The organism is Pseudomonas sp. RL_5y_Pfl2_73 (genome assembly GCF_963970515.1).
In the GTDB taxonomy this organism is placed as follows: Bacteria; Pseudomonadota; Gammaproteobacteria; order Pseudomonadales; family Pseudomonadaceae; genus Aquipseudomonas.
The window spans coordinates 18,926-36,556 of sequence record NZ_CAXAPD010000026.1 but is presented as its reverse complement, the minus strand read 5'-3'; the positions used below and the strand labels follow the sequence as shown (position 1 = coordinate 36,556).

The window sequence follows — 17,631 nt, the reverse complement described above, 5'->3', positions numbered from 1 at the left end:
CCATTTTTCGATCGTTACCATGGCCTCCTGTTTATCCATTGGAGTTCACCATGCACGACAGAAAAACCCTCTTCATCACCGGCGTGAGCAGCGGCTTGGGCAACGCCCTGGCGCAAGAGGCGCTCGCAGCGGGCCACCGTGTCATCGGCACTGTGCGCAGTGAGGCGGCGTTGCAGGCCTTCGAAGCGCTCTCCACGGAACGTGCCCATGGCGTGATCCTGGACGTCACCGAGTTCGACCGAATCGATAGCGCAGTGGCGCAGATAGAAACCACTTACGGCCCGGTCGATGTCCTGGTCAACAATGCCGGCTACGGCCATGAAGGCATCTTCGAAGAATCGCCGCTGGAGGAGATGCGTCGCCAGTTCGACGTCAACGTGTTTGGCGCGGTAGCGGTGACCAAGGCCTTCGTGCCGTACTTTCGTCAGCGCCGTGCCGGTCATATCCTCAATATCACTTCCATGGGCGGCACCATTACCATGCCGGGCATTTCCTATTACTGCGCGAGCAAGTTTGCCCTCGAAGGCCTCTCCGATACGCTGAGCAAGGAGCTGCTACCGTTCAACATCTTCGTGACCGCGGTCGCGCCAGGCTCGTTTCGCACCGACTGGGCGGGCCGTTCGATGCAGCGTACGGCGCGGAGCATTGCCGACTACGACGCCAGTTTCGATCCGATACGTAAAGCGCGCGTGGAAAAAAGCGGCAAGCAACTGGGCGATCCTCGGAAAGCGGCGCAAGCGATGTTGCAGATCATTGCCAGCCCGACGCCTCCTGCGCATGTGTTGTTGGGCAGCGATGCACTGAACCTGGTGCGCGACAAACTCAGTCGTGCGGCCAGTGAGATCGATCAATGGGAAGCGCTGACCCGTTCGACCGACGGTTGAGCGACCAGCAAAGGGGCATCAATGACTCAGGCCTCAAACACCTCGCGCATGGTGCAGTTGATGGAACATCTTGCGCCGGTCGAGGGCTACAACCTCAGCGCGTTGGAGGACATCCGTTTTCTGCGTTCGAACCGGCCGCTGACGCGCACGCCGGTGTTGTATGAGCCCGGTATCGTGATCCTGTGCCAGGGGCGCAAGCGCGGTTATCTGGGTGAGGACGTCTACGTGTATGACGCCCAGCACTATCTGGTGGTGTCTGTCCCGGTTCCGTTCACCATGGAGACCGACGCCACCGAAGCTGAGCCCATGCTGGCGGTCTACATGCGCCTCGACTTACAGCTGGCCAGCGAGTTGATGTTGCAAGTCGACGAGACCCTCGGCCCCAGCGATGCCCAACCCAAAGGCATGTACGCCTCGCCCATGGACGATTTGCTGCGCAGCTCGACGCTGCGTTTGCTGGAAGCCATGAGCCGCCCGGGCGAAGCGCAAATACTCGGGCCGTCACTGGTACGGGAAATCTACTACCGGATCCTGACCGGCGAGCAGGGCGGCTCGATGCGCGCCGCGCTCAGTCGCCAGGGGCACTTCGGCAAGATCACCCGGGCAATCCGCAAGATCCATAGCTGCTACCACGAGCATCTGGACGTCGAAGCGCTCGCCCATGAAGCCAACATGAGCATCCCCAACTTTCATCTGCACTTTCGCAGCGTGACGGACTCCACGCCCATGCAGTACTTGAAATCGACACGCCTGCACCAGGCGCGACTATTGATGCTGCACAACCCCATGAGCGCTTCGACGGCCGCGTTCAACGTCGGCTACGAAAGCGCCTCGCAATTCAGTCGCGAATTCAAGCGGATGTTCGGGCGAACGCCTCAGGCGGAGATTGAATGGATGAAGGCGACTTATGCGTTGCCGGCACCTGTTGCGCCGTCTGTTTATGTTTCGTCGCATTAGCGCTGGGCTGGATCCTGCTGGAGCTGAAATTGTTCAAATATTTAGATATTGAGCATAAATAACCAAGACGTTAAATTTTATTGGTTATTTTTTGTTGTTTTATCCTTCTTTTGATGTGAAAAAGCAATTTGCCTCAAGTTATGTTCATTTATGATTGGATCCAATGTTCGGTGACGTCAGATGCCGAGCCTGCCCACCTACGGACGTATCAAAAAGGATAAACGCCATGATGCTGAAGGATCCTTCCAGCAAATATCGACATTTCACCACCGTGGATCTGCCGGACCGCGCCTGGCCCAGCCGGGTCCAGTCCGTTGCGCCTAGCTGGTGCAGCGTCGATATGCGCGATGGCAATCAGGCCTTGATTGAGCCGATGAATGCCGAACGCAAGCGCCGTTTCTTCGACCTGTTGGTCAAGGTCGGTTTCAAGGAAATCGAAGTAGGCTTTCCCGCCGCTTCGCAGACTGACTTCGACTACGTGCGCGAACTTATCGAAACCGGTGCGATTCCCGATGACGTGACGATTCAGGTCATGACGCAAGCCCGCAGCCATCTCATCGAGCGCACGTTTGAGGCATTGAAGGGCGCTCCTCGCGCTATCGTGCATGTGTACAACGCGACCGCCCCGGTGTTTCGAGACGTGGTATTCGGTGTTGACCGCGCCGGGTGCATCGAGATTGCCACCCAGGCCACTCGCGAAATCAAACAGCACATGGACGACAATCCCGAGACGCAGTGGACCTTCCAGTATTCCCCCGAAACCTTTTGTTTCACCGAGTTGGATTTTGCATTGCAAGTCTGCGAGGCGGTGACGGACGTCTTCGCCCCAACGCCTTGCAACAAGATGATCCTGAACCTGCCGACGACCGTCGAAGTCTCCACGGCCAATGTTTTCGCCGATCAGATCGAATGGTTTTGCCGGCATTTCAGCCGTCGTGACAGCGTGATCATCAGCGTCCATCCGCACAATGACCGGGGCACCGGGGTTGCCACCGCCGAGCAGGCCTGCCTGGCCGGTGCCGAACGGGTCGAGGGCACGCTGTTTGGTAACGGCGAGCGAACCGGCAATGTCGATGTCCTCACCCTGGCCATGAATCTCTACACCAGCGGTATCGATCCACAGCTGGATTTCTCGGACATCCTCCACGTCCAGCGCGAGGTGGAGCACTGTAATCAGCTGCCCACGCATCCTCGCCATCCTTACGCGGGCGAGCTGGTGTTCACGGCTTTTTCAGGGTCGCATCAAGACGCGATCAAGAAAGGCTTTGCAGTGCGCCAGGCCAACCCCGATGGCTTCTGGGAAGTGCCTTATCTGCCTATTGATCCGGCGGACATGGGGCGCAGTTATGAGGCGGTCATTCGCGTCAACAGCCAATCCGGCAAGGGCGGCGTGGCCTATCTGCTTGAACAGCATGGGGTCGTGATGCCGCGCCGGTTGCAGATGGAGTTCAGCACCCTGGTCCAGCAAGAGGCGGATGGATCGGGCCAGGAGATCAGTAGCGAGATGATCCTTGCGTGCTTTACCCGGCATTATCTGGAGGAGGGCAAGCCCTACACGTTGTTGCAGCCTAAATTGGTCAGCGAAGGCGCTGTGACTTACCTGGAGGGCGTGCTCGACATGGGTGGCACCCAGTTCGATCTCAGCGGTGAGGGCAACGGGCCGCTGGCGGCGCTGGTCGATGCATTTGCCCAGCGAGGCGTTCACTTCGATATCGCCGATTATCATGAGCACGCTGCTCGCGATGGGGCTCAGGCCGAAGCACTGGCCTATGTCGAGATTCGCGTGAATAACCGGCTGCTATTCGGCGCCGCGCGCGACGGCAGTAGTTTGCTGGCGTCGCTCAAGGCGGTGACAAGCGCCGTCAATCACGCATCACGCCAGGGGCTGCTCAGCATGATGCGCGCTGCGGTGCCTTGCTGACAGGGTTGCGTGTACAGCCCGGCGCCGCTGCTGTGGCGCTCTAGCGCATATCCGCATAAGGCGAGATCGGCTCCACCGGTAGCGGCAGGTTGCCTTGCCAAGGGTCAAATGTGTAGCGCAAGTAAAGCAAGGCCCGGCTCGGGGCGTAGCCTTCGCTGTGCTGCCAGGTGATGCCGGCGCCCAGGACCAGGTTATCGGAAAGGCGACGTTCCACGAGGCCCTGGACACGTAAATTGTAGCCGTTGCTGCTACTGCCACTCTTGGTCAGGGACGGGTTGTCCACCAGCGTCTTGTTCGATTGCGCCAGCAGGCTCTGCAGATCAGCTTCGCGATTGTCTTTGGGGTAGAAATCAGAGCCGTCGATTTGCGCGAACGACCAACCCACTGAGCTTTCGAGCAGGGCCGACCAGTCGGCGTTACGCCAGGCGTAGTTCACCGGCACGCTGACCGAGTAGTACTGCTGTGGGCTGTAGTAGCCGCCCTGGCCGAGTGTATCTTCGCTCAAGTCCTTGTCGAAACCCATGTACATCAGGGTCAGGCCAGTGCGCAGACGTTCGTCGGCACGTTCCATCAGGCGATAGTAGTAACCGCCCATGGCTGTGCGCCGTTGGTTGTTCTCAACGTTCTGCCCCACTAACCAATGACTGCTCAGGCTTGCCCACACGCCATCCTTGGCGCCTCGGTCATGGCTCAGGCCCAAGGTGAAGCCGTTGGCGGTAACGCCGCCCCACTGGGTTCCGGTGACCGGATCGACCGCACCGGCATACGACACCAGTGAATTGGTCAGGGGGCGCCGCGATGCCGTGAGGCGGTAGTCCAGGCTGCTCCAGTCGCCGCTGTAGGTGACACCGCCCACCCAGTTCGATACGGTGAACTCTTGTGGCGTATGACCAAGGTCGAAGGCCCATCGATCATCGTGCCAGCCCATGCCCAGCTGGGTGCCGCGCACGCTCTGCGAAGCGCTGGTACAGCCATTCGCCACCACCGCGCACAAGCCGAACCGGTCGCTGCTGGAAAAATTGCTGACATCCAGATTTATGTCTTCAGCCTGGACAAAACCCTGCCCTTGCGCCACTGGCGCGTCGATGCGCAGGATGGTGGTTTGGGTGGTCAGGTCCGAGACCCCCGAGGAACTGTTGTCGGTGCGCCAGGCGAGGTCGTGGTATAGGTTCACCGTCGGATTCTGTTTTTGGTACAGCTCGTCGACGTCGCTGCGGATGCTGCGCTTCAACCAGTCATCGCTGTCGCTGGCACGGCTGGCCAAGGTCATGGCGCGGTTGTCGCGCGGTTGGGCCTGTGGCGGTTCGATCATCCTTGCCGCGCCCATGCTGCGCGCATAGTCATCCAGAGCCCGCTGCGGCTCTTCTCGGGACAGCAGACGCGCCGCATCCCGATAGACCAACGGATCACTTTGCGGGGTCTTGAGCAACTGCGCGAACAGCGCGTTCGCACGCGTCTTGTCGCCCAGCGACGCCCAGGCATTGGCCAGCCGGCGCTGAAACGACACATCCGCCGGTACCGGCGCCGACACGGCCATAAGACTGACCTTGGCGGCGTTCGGTTGACCGCTGGCGATCAGCACTTCGCTCAGGCCGAGTTGGGCCTCGGCATTGTTCGGCACGCTGGTCAGCACCTTGCGATAGCGGCTTTCGGCCTGTACCAGGTCGCCACGCTGCTGAGCCCAGTCGGCCAGGGTCAGTTGGTCGTCAGTGGTCGGCGCGCGCATCAGCAGCGCTTCGGCCTGGGCCTCATGGCCGCCGTCGCGTAGCGCTCGGGCCTTCGCGAGCAACTGGCGACGCTGCAGACGAGCCCACAGCGCGTTCATGTTGTCGTTCCAGGCGGCACGGGGGATCTGTTGCAGAGTGCCCATGGCATCGCCGTCACGCTCGGCATTGGCCAGAAACAGGCCGTGGGCATAGCGCGCGTCGGCGTTCTGGCCCCGACGTTGTAACAGCCCGTGGAAGCTTTGATCGGCCTCGGCATGGAGACCAAGTTCGCGTTGGGCATTGGCCAAGCGGTACACCAACCAGGGATTGTCCGGGTCCAGCACGCGAGCCTTGCTCAAGGCTACCGTCACCTGCGCCCAATCGCTGCGCCGGGTAGCGCCATCGGCCTGCGCATTGAGGCGATCCAGCGTCAGTTCCCGACGCACGCTTTGGAACTCTTGCTGTTCTTTGGGCGTCAGGCTGTCGAGGTAGTGCTCGGCCTTTTCCGGTGATTGCGACTGGTACAGGCGGACCATCGCACGCACCGTGCTTGCATTGCTCGGATCGAGCTTGCGCGCACGCACCAGCAAGGCTTCTGCGGTGATGTCATCGGCTTCGCCCTGGGCAACGTAGGACAAGCCGATCAGCGGCGCAGGGTCGTTTGGCTTGGCTCGGTTCGCCTGCCGGTACCATTTTTTTGCAACGCGATAATCCTTTCGCTCAAGGGCTTCATCACCCTTTTGCAGCAGCATCCACTGATAGTTGGCAGCCTTGAGATCCTGCCATTTGGTCATCCAGAAGGTGTCTTGCTCGATGGACGAGGCTTTGACGAAAGCGTGGTATGCCGCTTCGTGCCTGTTCTGGCGCATCAGCGAAACACCCAGTGAACCCAGCAGGCTGGAGTCTTGCGGGTAACGCTTGATCGCCCGCCGCAAACGGGCTTCAGCGCCGACGTTGTTGCCGGCCTCAAGCAATGCCTTGCCTTTGACTCCGGCCTGCCAGGCCGGATCAGTCAGGTATTGCTCCTGCTTTTGCAGCTGTTTAGTCGCGTCGGGGCGCAAGCTGGTATTGGGATAGTGCTTCAGAAACACTCGCCAGCCCTGCGCGGTTTCGGGCCCTACCGGTTGTTCGAGCCAATAGTTGTATTCGCGCTCGGCAGCGTTGTTGCTGGCGTTCGGATCGCCAGCCAATTGATGCAGGACGTCCAGCGCCTCAGGATCACGCTTTTCGGCAAACAGCAGGCCGACCAAGGTCTGGCGCAGCGAGGCATTGCCGGGGTACTGCCGGTCCAGTTCGCGCAGTTGCTCTATCACGACAGGGCGCTCGGCCTTGATGCCGCTACGCACATTCAGATATTCCAGCGCCGTGGCAAAGTCCGGCATATCATCGCCGAACAACTGTCGATATGCCTTGATTGCGTCTTCAGAGCGGCCGGCGACGGCCAGCAGGCGCGCCTCCTGCAGAGCCTTTTGACCGTCGGCACCGTGCATTTTCAACAAGCTCTCGGCCTGACGCAGGGCCGCCGTGCCTGGTGCCTGTTGGCGCAGTTGAGCGACCAGGCGTTCGGCTTCCGGTTGATTTTTTTGCAGCAGTGCCTGGCGGACTTCGAGAACTTTCACCTGCGGATTGTTCGGGGCGATCAGCTCCAGACGAGCCAGCGAGTCATGCACCAGGTCTTCGCGGTACAGAGCCTCACCAATGCGGACCTGCTCCAGCAGCCATTGCTGCTGGTCGGGCGGGCTGAGAGGCTGGCCCAGGGCGACCCCATAAACGCTGCTCAGCAGCAGCCCGAAACCGGTCATTTTTTGCATGGGGCAATCCAGTTTGGCACGAGGCGTCCGTTCTTATCGAAGCGATAACGTTGTTGGTCCCAGCCCTGCCCGAACAGCGTCAGTGATTGGTTGTAATAGGCATCTGCCAAGGGCGGCTGTTGTTGCAGGCGTTGGCGTTGGGTCTTGAGGGCAGCCACGCTGTCCGGGCTGGCAGCCAGCAAGGGCAGCAATGCGGCACTGAAACCAACCGGGCCGGCGCCATTGTCAAGACCGGTGAGTGTGTCGACTTTTTCCGGAACGTGGCCCCGCCGCACAGTCAGGTCCAGCATGGGTTTGAAGTGTTCGATCAACCTGGTGCGCCCGGGGGTATCCTTGTCCAGCATGCCCAGCCAGAGGTAGACACGAATGGCGTCATAGCTACCAACGCTGCCTTTCTGAGTGTCCACGGCCCAACCCTGCCCGGGTTTCCACCGTTGCCAGTCGGGTGCCAGGCCCTTGGGTGAGCTTTCGATCAGCAGACGCTCGGTGTTGCTGGCCAGCTCCGCCCAGATCGGTGCTTCCAGGGCGAAGCGTGCCAGCAATTGCGGCGGCAGATAGCTGGCATTCAGACGCCAACCCTCGGCGTTTTCGAATCCGGAGTCGCCGGGCAACAGCATCAGGCCCAGGCCTGGTAGCTTGCGCAGGCTTTGTGCCGCACTGCGCCAGAGCAAGCTGCGGCCCAAGGCCAGGTAATCCGGTTGATGCCACAGACGCCCGGCTTCCAGCAGGCTATAGGCGATCCACAAGTCGGCATCGGTGGCGTTATTGCTATCGAGTACCTGCCAGCGGCCAGCGTTGTCGCGGCCCCACTGCCATGCCGGAAGCTGCCGGTTAAGGTCTCCGCCGGCCAAATTGTCCTGAGTCCAGCGCAGCACTTTGGCGAAGCTATCGCGGTCATTGCCCAGCAGGGCGAAAAACAGCCCGTAGCTCTGTCCTTCAGACGTGGAGATCAACTGCTCCGAGGAGTGGTCAATGACCCGTCCGTCCGAGCTGAGCATCGCCTGACGAAAATTCTGCCAGGCCGGCCAAGCGCATTCGGCAGCACCGGCAAAGCTAGGCGCTACGATCAACGCGGCCAAGGCTGACGCGAAAAAAGCTTTCACCCGACTACTCCTGACCGGCCAGGCGACGACGGGCAGCCCAACGGAGTGCGCGCCACAGTAGGAATGCCGTCAGCAGCGCACTGATGGTGGCCATGACCGCCAGCAGGATCGGGTGCTCGGACAATTGGTACCAGAGCAGCAGCCACCACGGAAGGTGGCCGACGAAGTACTGCTGGCCCACCCAACTGCTCTCTACGCCACTGCTGCGGATCAGCGCCACAGAACCGGTAACAGCGTCCATTTTTCCCACGTCGCCCAGGGTGTCGCGCAGCAGTTGGTAATCGGCGTCATCGCTCGCCAGCAAGGCCACGATGCTGCGCTGTGGGTGATACGGCGACTGCAAGCCAACGATGGCGGCGATCGGTGCCTGGGCGCTGACTTCGACGCGGTTGGCAGCCAGGTCGCGTTCATCGCTGAACTGACCGGCGCGGGTCGACTTGCCGCTCTGCTCGTGGGACGGTTTGAGTAGCCAGGCACGCGTCTTGTTCAGCACCAGATTGGCATCGGCGCCATCGCCCACGCCCGGCGCCATGGCGCCGAACACCAGCAGATCGACATCCGCCTTGGCGTCGTCCCAGTTGTCCGACAGCCGCAGGCCAAACGCGGGCAGGCCTGAGCGCGCAGAGATTGCGGCGATGGTCTCGAACACCGTACTCAGTTGCACGGCACTGATGTGGGGCGGCACCATCACCAGGGTTTGCGACAGGTCAGCCATACGGCTGTATGGAAAACCGCTTCGGGCAAGGGCGCGCAGGTCGGGCATGGCGATGTAGTGATAGTAACCGGACAGGTCGATGGTCGACTCTTCATCAATCACGGCCTGGTTGTTCACCGGCAGTGAAGTCTGGCAACGGTCGCGCTGGGCACTGCCAAAGGTGCTGGCGAAGTTGAAGTCGAAACGCAGGGTGTTACGGTCGCCAATCTTCAGCGCTGGCACCAGCAACTTGTCGCTGTGGTTAGCCGACTCGTTGGACAGCACCGCCAGGCGCAGCGCCTCCAGACGGCTGTCGGTCTTGCTTTGCAGCGCCAGGCTGGTGATGAACTGGTTGTTCAGGCTGATGGTCAAGCGCGATTCGTCGTTGACCGACGGTGGCGTGTAACGGAACTTGGTTTGCAGCGCAATCCCTTGGTTACGCCAGAGGAACAGGTCAGGCGGCAGATTCACGTCCACCGTGATGGGACGTGGCTGCAGCCCGTTGGCCTGAAGCTGCTCGGGGTACTTGATCAACTCGGCGAAACGTACCGAGCGGTCCGTGCGCATCCAGTTCGGCGCGTCATAAGGCACCCGAGGCTTGAGCTGCTCGACCTTGTTGACAGTCACGCTCGAGCCCCGGAACGCGCCTGCGCCCAAGGCCAGGGCGCGGGCAGCTACAGCCAGGTCATCGTCATTGCGACCCAATACCAGCAAGACTTTACTGTAGGGATCCTGCGGGTTGTCGATCATCTGTACAACGGGTGCATCCACGGCCGGGAACTTGTCTGTGTCAGCGAGGAAGGACGGACGATGATCGTTGGTGGCAAAGACAATGGCCGACTTGGCGCGATGGTGTTCATCAGCGGGCGGCAGCTGGTCGAACAGAACGGGGAACTGCGCACCACGCCAGGCGGCCAGACTGCCGAAATAGGACACCAGGATACCGGCTGCACGCTGCTCGCCCAAGGTCGGCGCATCGGCCAAGACCATGTTCAGGACCGGCTTGTCCTGGCCCCGAGTGTCGAAGAAAGGCATCGGGAAATAGGCCAGGTCGTTCTTGAGTGCGAGTGCCTGCTCCTGCAATTGGATCTGGCTGCTGCGCCCAACGTTCAGCCATAGCGTGCTGTTGGCCGGATCTTCGCAGATATCGGTGTAGTGGCCGACGAACTCCAGGCGTACGCGGTTGAAGTCCGAAATCAGTCGCGGGTCCAGGGCTACCGATTGGGTGACCCTCTTACCCAATTGCTCCTTTTCGATCGGTACAACGCTCATTAGCACGTCGTTGAGATACACACGTAAATGCGAGATCTGTGGCTGCAGCGAAGGCGACGGCGTGTACTCCAGCTGCAGTTTCGCGTCACTGGCAATACGATCACGACGCAGGCTGAACTCGATCTGGTCGCTATTGTGGATGCCCAGCAATAGGCTGTCGGCGGGACGGCCCAGCTGTTCGAAGCTGTACGCGGTGTTCCAGCTCGGTACGTTGCTGACCGCGGCTGGCGCGACCGGCGCGGCCGGCGCTAGTGCGGTGGCGGCCTGGGCACAAACGGTGGTCAGGAGCGCCAGACTGGCAAAAAGGGTTTTGCTGAAGTAGCGGCTCATGGTGCGCTCACTGATCGAGAGTTGAGAGATGGGGCAACGGCCGGCATGCGCGGCAGAAAACTGGCCAGCCAGCGCAATATTCGCAACGGCGGGCCGGCGATGCGGCGGATCCAGGCAGGCAGGTATTCGTAGAGGCGGTAGTAACCGGTACCGCCAAGTTTGAGAATGTCCACAAAACTGTGCAGCGGGCGATCCGGGGTGAATTTCTCGCCCCAGTTGAGCCACGCGTCGGCGCGGGCAAACGTGCACTGCACAAAGTCGACTTTCTGTTGTGCATTGAGGCCGGTGAAGCTGATACCGATGAAGTGCTTGTGGCTGCGGCTGATATAGCCCGGGAACAGGAATTCACGGGTGCCGCGCTGCATCATCAGCGAGATGCTCCCACCCACCGCCAGCGACTGTGGGGTGTCGAGCTGGATGCCTGCGCCACCGTCGGAATAGTCCTGCAACATGCCTGGATAACAGTGACCATTCTCAAGGCGCACTGCCGCGGGCAACTTGACGTATACCCGGTGGGTGTGGCGAACCTGGCGAACTTCAGCGGCGACCGCCATGGCGCCCCCGATGATCAGCAGGTTGTAGATCACCCAGAGAATACTCACCACAACGGTGACAATCTCCTCGCGGGGGCCGCAGATCAGACGCCAGACGGCAAAACCCAGGCCGGTAATGTTCAGCAACGCCAGTAGCAGGTACGGCTGGGCGATTTTCCAGTCAAACTGGTTCTGCTCCATCAGGCCGCCCTTGGCGGTGACATTGAACTTGCCTTTGCTGGGGTTAAACAGTGCCACGGTGGTAGGGCGCGCGATGTACCAAGCCAGGACGGTCTCGTACACCTCCCCCCAGAAAGTCCGACGATAGGCGCCCTGCAGCCGCGAGTTGGTGATGCTTGCGTGGATCATGTGTGGTAGCACGTACAGCAGGATCATCAGCGCCGGGGCGTAGATGATGTAGGCATGCAGGAACAAAAACGCCAGCGGCGCCATCAGAAACACCAAGCGCGGCAGGCCGGCCAAAAAGTGCATCATCGCGTTGGCGTAACAGATGCGCTGGAAGAGGGTCAGGCCTTTTCCGAGCAAGGGGTTGTCGGTGCGGAAGATCTGCGCCATGCCACGGGCCCAGCGAATGCGCTGGCCGATATGCGCTGACAGGCTTTCGGTCGCCAGGCCAGCCGCTTGCGGCAATTTGATATAGGCCGAGTTCCAGCCGTTGCGGTGTAGGCGTAGCGCCGTGTGGGCGTCTTCGGTAACCGTCTCGACGGCAAAGCCGCCAATCGCATCCAGCGCGGTGCGCCGCAGCACCGCGCATGAGCCGCAGAAAAACGCCGCGTTCCACATGTCGTTGCCGTCCTGAATCAACCCGTAGAACAACTCGCCCTCGTTGGGGTGCTCGCGGAATACATTGAGGTTTCGCTCGAAGGGGTCCGGTGACAGGAAATGGTGCGGGGTCTGCACCAGCGCGAGTTTCGGATCACGCAAAAAGCCCCCGGTGGTCATCTGCAGGAAAGAGCGCACAGGTACGTGGTCACAGTCGAAAATGGCGACCAGTTCGCCGTTCAGTTGCTTCAGCGCGTGGTTGAGATTACCGGCCTTGGCATGACGATTGTCGCTGCGAGTGATGTAGCCCACCCCTACTTCGGCGGCGAACTGGCGGAAACTCTCGCGTCTGCCGTCATCGAGAATGTAGATGTTCAGCTTGTCGGCCGGCCAGTCGATGCCCATGGCCGCGTACACCGTACCTCGCACGATCGACAGGTCTTCGTTGTAGGTCGGGATCAACAGGTCGACGCTCGGCCACAGGCGCGTGTCGCGCGGCAGCGGCGCCGGTTTTCGGCCCAAGGGCCAGCACGTCTGGATGTACCCCAGGATCAGCACTACCCAGGAATAAGTTTCGGCCACCAGCAGGATCATCCCGCACATCAGGTCCAGGGGCTGGTTCCAGTTCAGGGTCGAGGTGTAGCGCCACCACAGGTAACGGCACGAGACGATGGTCGACAGGACCACCATCAACAACGTCGCAAAGCGGCCCGGAACCCGCCGCACCAGCATGGCCAAGCTCCACAGCAGCAAGACGAATACCAACTGGGAGACGTAGCCGAAAGGCTCGGTGATGCACAGCAACATAAAAATGAAGGCGACGACACCGATGGCCGCATTGACCAATCGTTGGCTGTGACGGTCCAGGCCTTTCCACCAATGGCTGCTCTGACGAATTGGCTGGCTGGACTCGGTGCGCAGGGGCAACGCTTCCAGCACCTTGCCAATGCGCGTCCACTGCCGCAGGTACAGCGCGCCGACACGTTTGAGCCAGGCTGGGGTCGACAGCGTCCACCCCCGCGGCCTGGCCGGGCGAACCAGCAGTAGCCAGAGGCTTTGTACCGCATAGCGCAACGGATCGCCCAGGCTCGGAGCCTTGTCGTTCAGTTGTGGATACCAGCGCTTTGGCTGATCGAGCACTGCGCGCCAGTTCGGTGACTCCAGACGCAACAACAGCCATGCCAGGGCGTTCATTGTCGCCAGCAGCAACGCAATTGGCGGAGCACAGTCATAGCGCCGACGCAGGTGAGCGTAAGGGAAAATGCGAGCGATCATGCCGTCCCCATGCGTTGGGTCAGGCACCAGGTGGCCAGGCTCAGCACATCCTGGGCAACCAGACTGGCCTCGGCATATGCCCCCACCGGCATCTTGAACGCCTGGGCTTCGCGCATCGCTTCATCCTGATGCACGTTGAGAGGCAGCAGGCGGGCACCATATTGTTTGCGCCAGATCAGCAGCAGGTCGCGCTGCAATTGGCTGACCGGGTCGAAGCGGTTGATCAGCAGATGCTCGCGAGGGGCTTCCTCCTGCTGCAACAGCACGTGACAGGCAGCATCCGCCTCGACAATCTGCAGGCGCAACGCACAGGGTCCGACACAAGCATGACCGGACAGTCGCAAGGGCACATCGAACAGGATCCAGTCAAAGTGTTCGGCAAGGGCGGCCTGTCGGCGGCGCCATAGATTCGGCTCGTTTAGCAGGCGCTGCTCGATGTGGTCCTGCTCGTCCCGTTTCAGGCGGCCGTAAGGCAATACACTCAATCCCGGTTCCACGGTCCAGGCCTCGGTGTTCCAACCCTTACCTTCGATCATGGCGCGCGCCCAGCCACCGCGCTCGCCGAAGCTGACACTGAAGTGCAGGCGAAGCAGGTTTTCCGGGCACATGTCGACCAGCAGCACGCGCTCGCCCAGGCTATGCAGTGCATAGCCTGTGGCCGCCAGCAGCGAGCTGGTGCCGACACCGCCGCGTAGACCACGCAGGCTAAGTGCGGTCACGACAGCATCTCCAGTTCGGGCTCACGTATCATCGGCAGGACCGCCGGCTGCAGGCGGTCCATCTCTGCCAGCAGCGGCCAGCGATGCAGGGCCTTTTGCAATTCGATCTGTGCGGAGGTGTCCACGTAGTCCAGTTCGGGCAGCTCAAGTGCCAGTTTCAGGCGGGCGATGTCATCGGCACGATCCGCACGCGACTGCACCCTGGCCTTCACTTGAAGCGCTGTGGGTAAGGCAGCCATGCTGCTTTCTCCTTGATTCGTATGTAGGGTTTCCCGGCGTAGTCAACGACCACCGTGCCAGCGTTTTCGGAGACTGCCGCTGTCTGCGGCAGATTGCTCAGCAGAGCCGACCAGTTTGGACCCTGGCCATCCGCCTGGGGTTGGGCGCTATACAAGCGGCTGATGATCTCCGACAGGGCCAGGAAACTGCTCGGATCGGTGATGTGCCGGGGGGCAGAACCGGGGTTATGCCCCATGCCCACCAACTTGATGCCGACCGGCACGTGGGTAATGGACTGGCTCGGAATCTCGCGCATGCCGGCGATCTGCATACGGTCGCCATGCAGCGCCGCACCATGCTCCGGCACGATCACCACCACTACCCGACGGCCACTGAGTTCCAGTTGTTTGAGAAAGCCACTGAGGTCATCGATCAGCCCTTGGGCAAGCGGTTTGTAATCGCTGCTCCTGGTGCCGCCATCAGCGGTCAGCACACGGTTGCCGTCATGCAGTGTGGTGGTGTTGTAGAACAGCGCCACGCGATCGTTCTTTTCTGCTTCGCGGTGCTTCCACCAGGCGTCCAGTACCTGAGCATCGCGCAGGATCGGTGAACCGTCGAAACCCACCAAGGCACGCGGTAATTTGCTGGTACTGATCGCGGGCCCCGGCAATGACCCTTGGGCGCGGACTTCATCAAGGAAGCCTTCGAACTGCCCAGTGTGGTTGAGCATCACTTCGCTGGAAAAGCCCAGCTTGCTCAGGTCGTCCATCAACATGCACTGTTGCGGCGCGGTGCCATAGAGCTGCTTGTGCGGAACCTGTCCACAACTGGCGCGCAACAGGCGGATCGCCGCCGGGCCGCTGTAGGAAGTGGCCGAGTTGAAGTTGTCGAAAATAACGTCCATCTGCTGGAACAGCGTGTTGTCGCGCAGGCCCACGGTTTCCAGATCATCCCAGGCCATGGAGCAGATATTGATCAGCAACAGGTCGAAAGGCTGCGCTGCAGAGGTCGAAGGCTTGAACTCCACCTGCCGTCCAGCCTCGGTGCTATAGAACTTCTGCAGGTAGGCTTCCAGTGTCGCGCTGTCTGGGGGGGCCGTGCTCACCGCTGCAATGGGAGCGCCACTGGCCGCCGCCGCGACCGGCTCGTCGCTGGGGCGCAGGGCTAGCACATTCGCGCTGGCCAGCCAGGCTAAACCCAGCACACTCAGAGTGGTCAGGCGCAGCCAGTGCCGGACGAAGGCGTAGACCACCACCAACACAGCCAGCAGCGCACACAGGTTCCAGTCAATGAAACGACCCATCAGTTCGACCATGTATGCACCGCTGAAATCCAGCACGCCTGGCTGGTTCAGCAGGCGGCTGAAGGGCGGCAGCCAGGTGTCCTGGTAAAACAGCGCAACACCCACGGGGATCGCGATGGCTGTGCGCAGGATACGCAGATAACGATGCGGCAACGGCAGCAGCAACGCCGCCGCGAACACCAGGTTGGGCAATACCTGCAAGTTCAGGTAACCCGCCCACAGCAATACGAACTTGAGGATGAAATACAGATTCCAGGGGCCCAGGCCCGGCCAGACGCGCACTGACGCCGGGTTAATGACTTCAAACTGGCTCATTGGGCTCGCTCTGGGCTGGGGCACGACGACGCACACCACGGGATTTCAGGTAACGCGGGGGCAAGAAACCCTGCACCACAGATAGAAAATGGCGACCGAATCTAATCAGTACCACGATCAGTGCCAGGGTCAGCAGGCTACTGAGGCCAATTACCTGGATCAGCTCGGAATAACTCATGAACAAGGGTCCGTAATGGGCAGTGTGGTGCGTTGAGGCGAATAGGCAACACGGCCGGCCGCTTCGGTGGAGCTACCGACCGTGTGTTCTTCTGCCAGAGCGAACGTGAGAGGCAGCAAGGGCGCCGCGAGGAAGTCCTCGCGCGGCAACGCTTCAACACCTTGGAGAATCTGGAAACTGCTGAAAAGATCGCGCCAGGCGAGCCGACAGATATTCCCCAATGCGGGTTCCAGTCCGTCCGCGCGACAGCCAAACAGGAACAGATAAAAGGCACCGTTGACCACGCAGGCGACGTCACCAAAACGACGCAAGCCGATTTGACTCGAGTACTGCTCGATTTCCAGGCCACCGCGCGGCATCAGCTTGAGCAGTTGGTGGCTGATTTCTCCAGAGGCGCCGTTATAGACACGCTCCACCATGGCGATGAATTCCTGGGGCGTTAACAGACCGCGCTCGGGGGGCGGCCGCAGACGTTCGAATAGGGACTGGAAGTTGGTGGTGCGGCTCCGGCGCCAGGTCTGGCCCTGGGCTCTGTCGATGATGCTGAAGAAGTGCGCCAGCGTCGTCCCATAGGGCACGGTGATGTTGGCACCGCAGGACACCAGCAAACGCTCGTCCCGATAACGCAGGCAGGGTTCCATCTCGCGTATGATGATCTTCAGTGCGATACCGCAGCGCTCGCGCAGGGCGTGAATCTGACGAGCCAACGCTTCGACGTGCAGGTTGCTGTCGATGGCCACGATGATACTGGCAGCACGAGCGTGACTGGCTTGCTGAAGCAAGTCCTCGCGGCTCTCGAACAGCCTCCACTGATCCGACAACGGCGGCGAGCCTTCAAGCACAGAACGCTGGGTCAGGTAGATCCGCTGGTCGTCGGTATGGGGCACTTGCACATTGGCCTGTTCATTGACCGACAGCGCAAACCCGTCCACCAGCAACTCGAGCTCGAACTCCTGCCCGCTGCACACGCCCAGTTCGCTGTGCCAGTAGTGCAATTGATAGCGAATACCACCATCACGGCGATAGAGCTGAGCGAGCCCGGAGATCGTATCGTTGAGCCGCAACAAACAGTCATGCAGTTGAGGTGTCTGGCCATGGCTGATCACCAACAGAGAGCATTGGCGTGCGCCCAGCCATTGCCTCAGGGACAGACAGCAATGCCGCAGCTGCGGCGCGACGTCGCCCTGCCATGCGCTCCCCGGCAGCATCAACACAATGGTAGTGCCGGCAACCGGAGCAGCACGGGTCAGCTCGCCGACCAGCGATTTGAGGGTCAGACCAATGTCGTCTTTGTTGATGTCAAACAGCTTCAGCTGACCAGGACCGGTATCTGCCGCCAGTCCCTGGGCCAGGTCCTGACTTGAATGTCCGCAGCACACTAACATCCCTTGCGCATGGGCCGGCATCGCTGCCAGGCACTGGACCGCCAGCGCGGCAGAGTCGCTCGCCTGATCCACTGCCACCCAATAGAGCCCGCCGTCACGTAACAATATCTGCTCATCGCGCAGATGGCGGATGTCTAAGGTGACCTGACTCAAATGAAACTCCCTTTTCCTTTAAATCGGATGCGGCGCGATCAGCACCTTCCCTGGCGTTACAGTTTTTCAAATGCGTCACGTTTCTGACGA

The 17,631-nt window shown here is 60.8% G+C and carries 12 protein-coding genes; 3 read left to right on the top strand and 9 right to left on the bottom strand.

Translation table 11 applies throughout. The features are described 5' to 3' along the window. The first annotated feature begins 50 nt into the window (after window positions 1-50). The 3 genes from AACY42_RS22260 to leuA all read left to right on the top strand — a co-directional run bounded on the left by AACY42_RS22260 (window position 51) and on the right by leuA (window position 3,762). Window positions 51-884: an oxidoreductase gene (locus AACY42_RS22260; RefSeq protein ID WP_339482339.1), complete on the top strand. Its 834-nt coding sequence runs from the start codon at window positions 51-53 to the stop codon at window positions 882-884. A 21-nt stretch (window positions 885-905) separates the two neighbouring features. Further along, a complete protein-coding gene (locus AACY42_RS22255) occupies window positions 906-1,841 on the top strand; it encodes an AraC family transcriptional regulator (RefSeq protein WP_339482337.1) in 936 nt (311 codons plus the stop codon). A gap of 226 nt (window positions 1,842-2,067) precedes the next feature. Next, window positions 2,068-3,762: a 2-isopropylmalate synthase gene (leuA, locus tag AACY42_RS22250; protein ID WP_339482336.1), complete on the top strand. Its 1,695-nt coding sequence runs from the start codon at window positions 2,068-2,070 to the stop codon at window positions 3,760-3,762. Between the two features lie 40 nt (window positions 3,763-3,802). On the opposite strand, the gene bcsC is transcribed toward leuA, so the two are convergent. The 9 genes from bcsC to AACY42_RS22205 are packed head-to-tail and all read right to left on the bottom strand — an operon-like array spanning window position 3,803 to window position 17,541. Beyond that, window positions 3,803-7,279, bottom strand: a complete 3,477-nt coding sequence (gene bcsC / locus AACY42_RS22245) for a cellulose synthase complex outer membrane protein BcsC (RefSeq protein ID WP_339482335.1) — start codon at window positions 7,277-7,279, stop codon at window positions 3,803-3,805. Continuing rightward, entirely contained in the window at window positions 7,267-8,382 is a 1,116-nt protein-coding gene (gene bcsZ, locus AACY42_RS22240) for a cellulose synthase complex periplasmic endoglucanase BcsZ (protein ID WP_339482334.1), read from the bottom strand. Before bcsZ ends, bcsC begins: the two co-directional genes overlap by 13 nt. 4 nt (window positions 8,383-8,386) lie before the next feature. Further along, window positions 8,387-10,678: a cellulose biosynthesis cyclic di-GMP-binding regulatory protein BcsB gene (gene bcsB, locus AACY42_RS22235; protein WP_339482333.1), complete on the bottom strand. Its 2,292-nt coding sequence runs from the start codon at window positions 10,676-10,678 to the stop codon at window positions 8,387-8,389. After that, the gene (bcsA, locus tag AACY42_RS22230) at window positions 10,675-13,269 is read right to left on the bottom strand and encodes a UDP-forming cellulose synthase catalytic subunit (protein ID WP_339482331.1); all 2,595 of its coding nucleotides are present in this window, start codon (window positions 13,267-13,269) and stop codon (window positions 10,675-10,677) included. The genes bcsB and bcsA overlap by 4 nt, the downstream gene beginning before the upstream one ends. Beyond that, on the bottom strand, window positions 13,266-13,988 hold the full coding sequence (gene bcsQ, locus AACY42_RS22225) for a cellulose biosynthesis protein BcsQ (RefSeq protein WP_339482330.1): 723 nt from the start codon (window positions 13,986-13,988) through the stop codon (window positions 13,266-13,268). Before bcsQ ends, bcsA begins: the two co-directional genes overlap by 4 nt. Next, window positions 13,985-14,227 (bottom strand): cellulose biosynthesis protein BcsR, encoded by a 243-nt coding sequence (bcsR, locus tag AACY42_RS22220; protein WP_339482328.1) that lies wholly within the window; start codon window positions 14,225-14,227, stop codon window positions 13,985-13,987. Before bcsR ends, bcsQ begins: the two co-directional genes overlap by 4 nt. Next, a complete protein-coding gene (gene bcsG, locus AACY42_RS22215; protein WP_339482327.1) occupies window positions 14,197-15,825 on the bottom strand; it encodes a cellulose biosynthesis protein BcsG in 1,629 nt (542 codons plus the stop codon). Before bcsG ends, bcsR begins: the two co-directional genes overlap by 31 nt. Next, window positions 15,812-16,003, bottom strand: a complete 192-nt coding sequence (bcsF, locus tag AACY42_RS22210) for a cellulose biosynthesis protein BcsF (protein WP_339482326.1) — start codon at window positions 16,001-16,003, stop codon at window positions 15,812-15,814. The genes bcsG and bcsF overlap by 14 nt, the downstream gene beginning before the upstream one ends. Further along, window positions 16,000-17,541 carry a BcsE family c-di-GMP-binding protein gene (locus AACY42_RS22205; protein WP_339482325.1) on the bottom strand — a complete coding sequence of 514 codons (1,542 nt, stop codon included), beginning with the start codon at window positions 17,539-17,541 and terminating at the stop codon, window positions 16,000-16,002. The genes bcsF and AACY42_RS22205 overlap by 4 nt, the downstream gene beginning before the upstream one ends. Window positions 17,542-17,631: the final 90 nt, after the last annotated feature.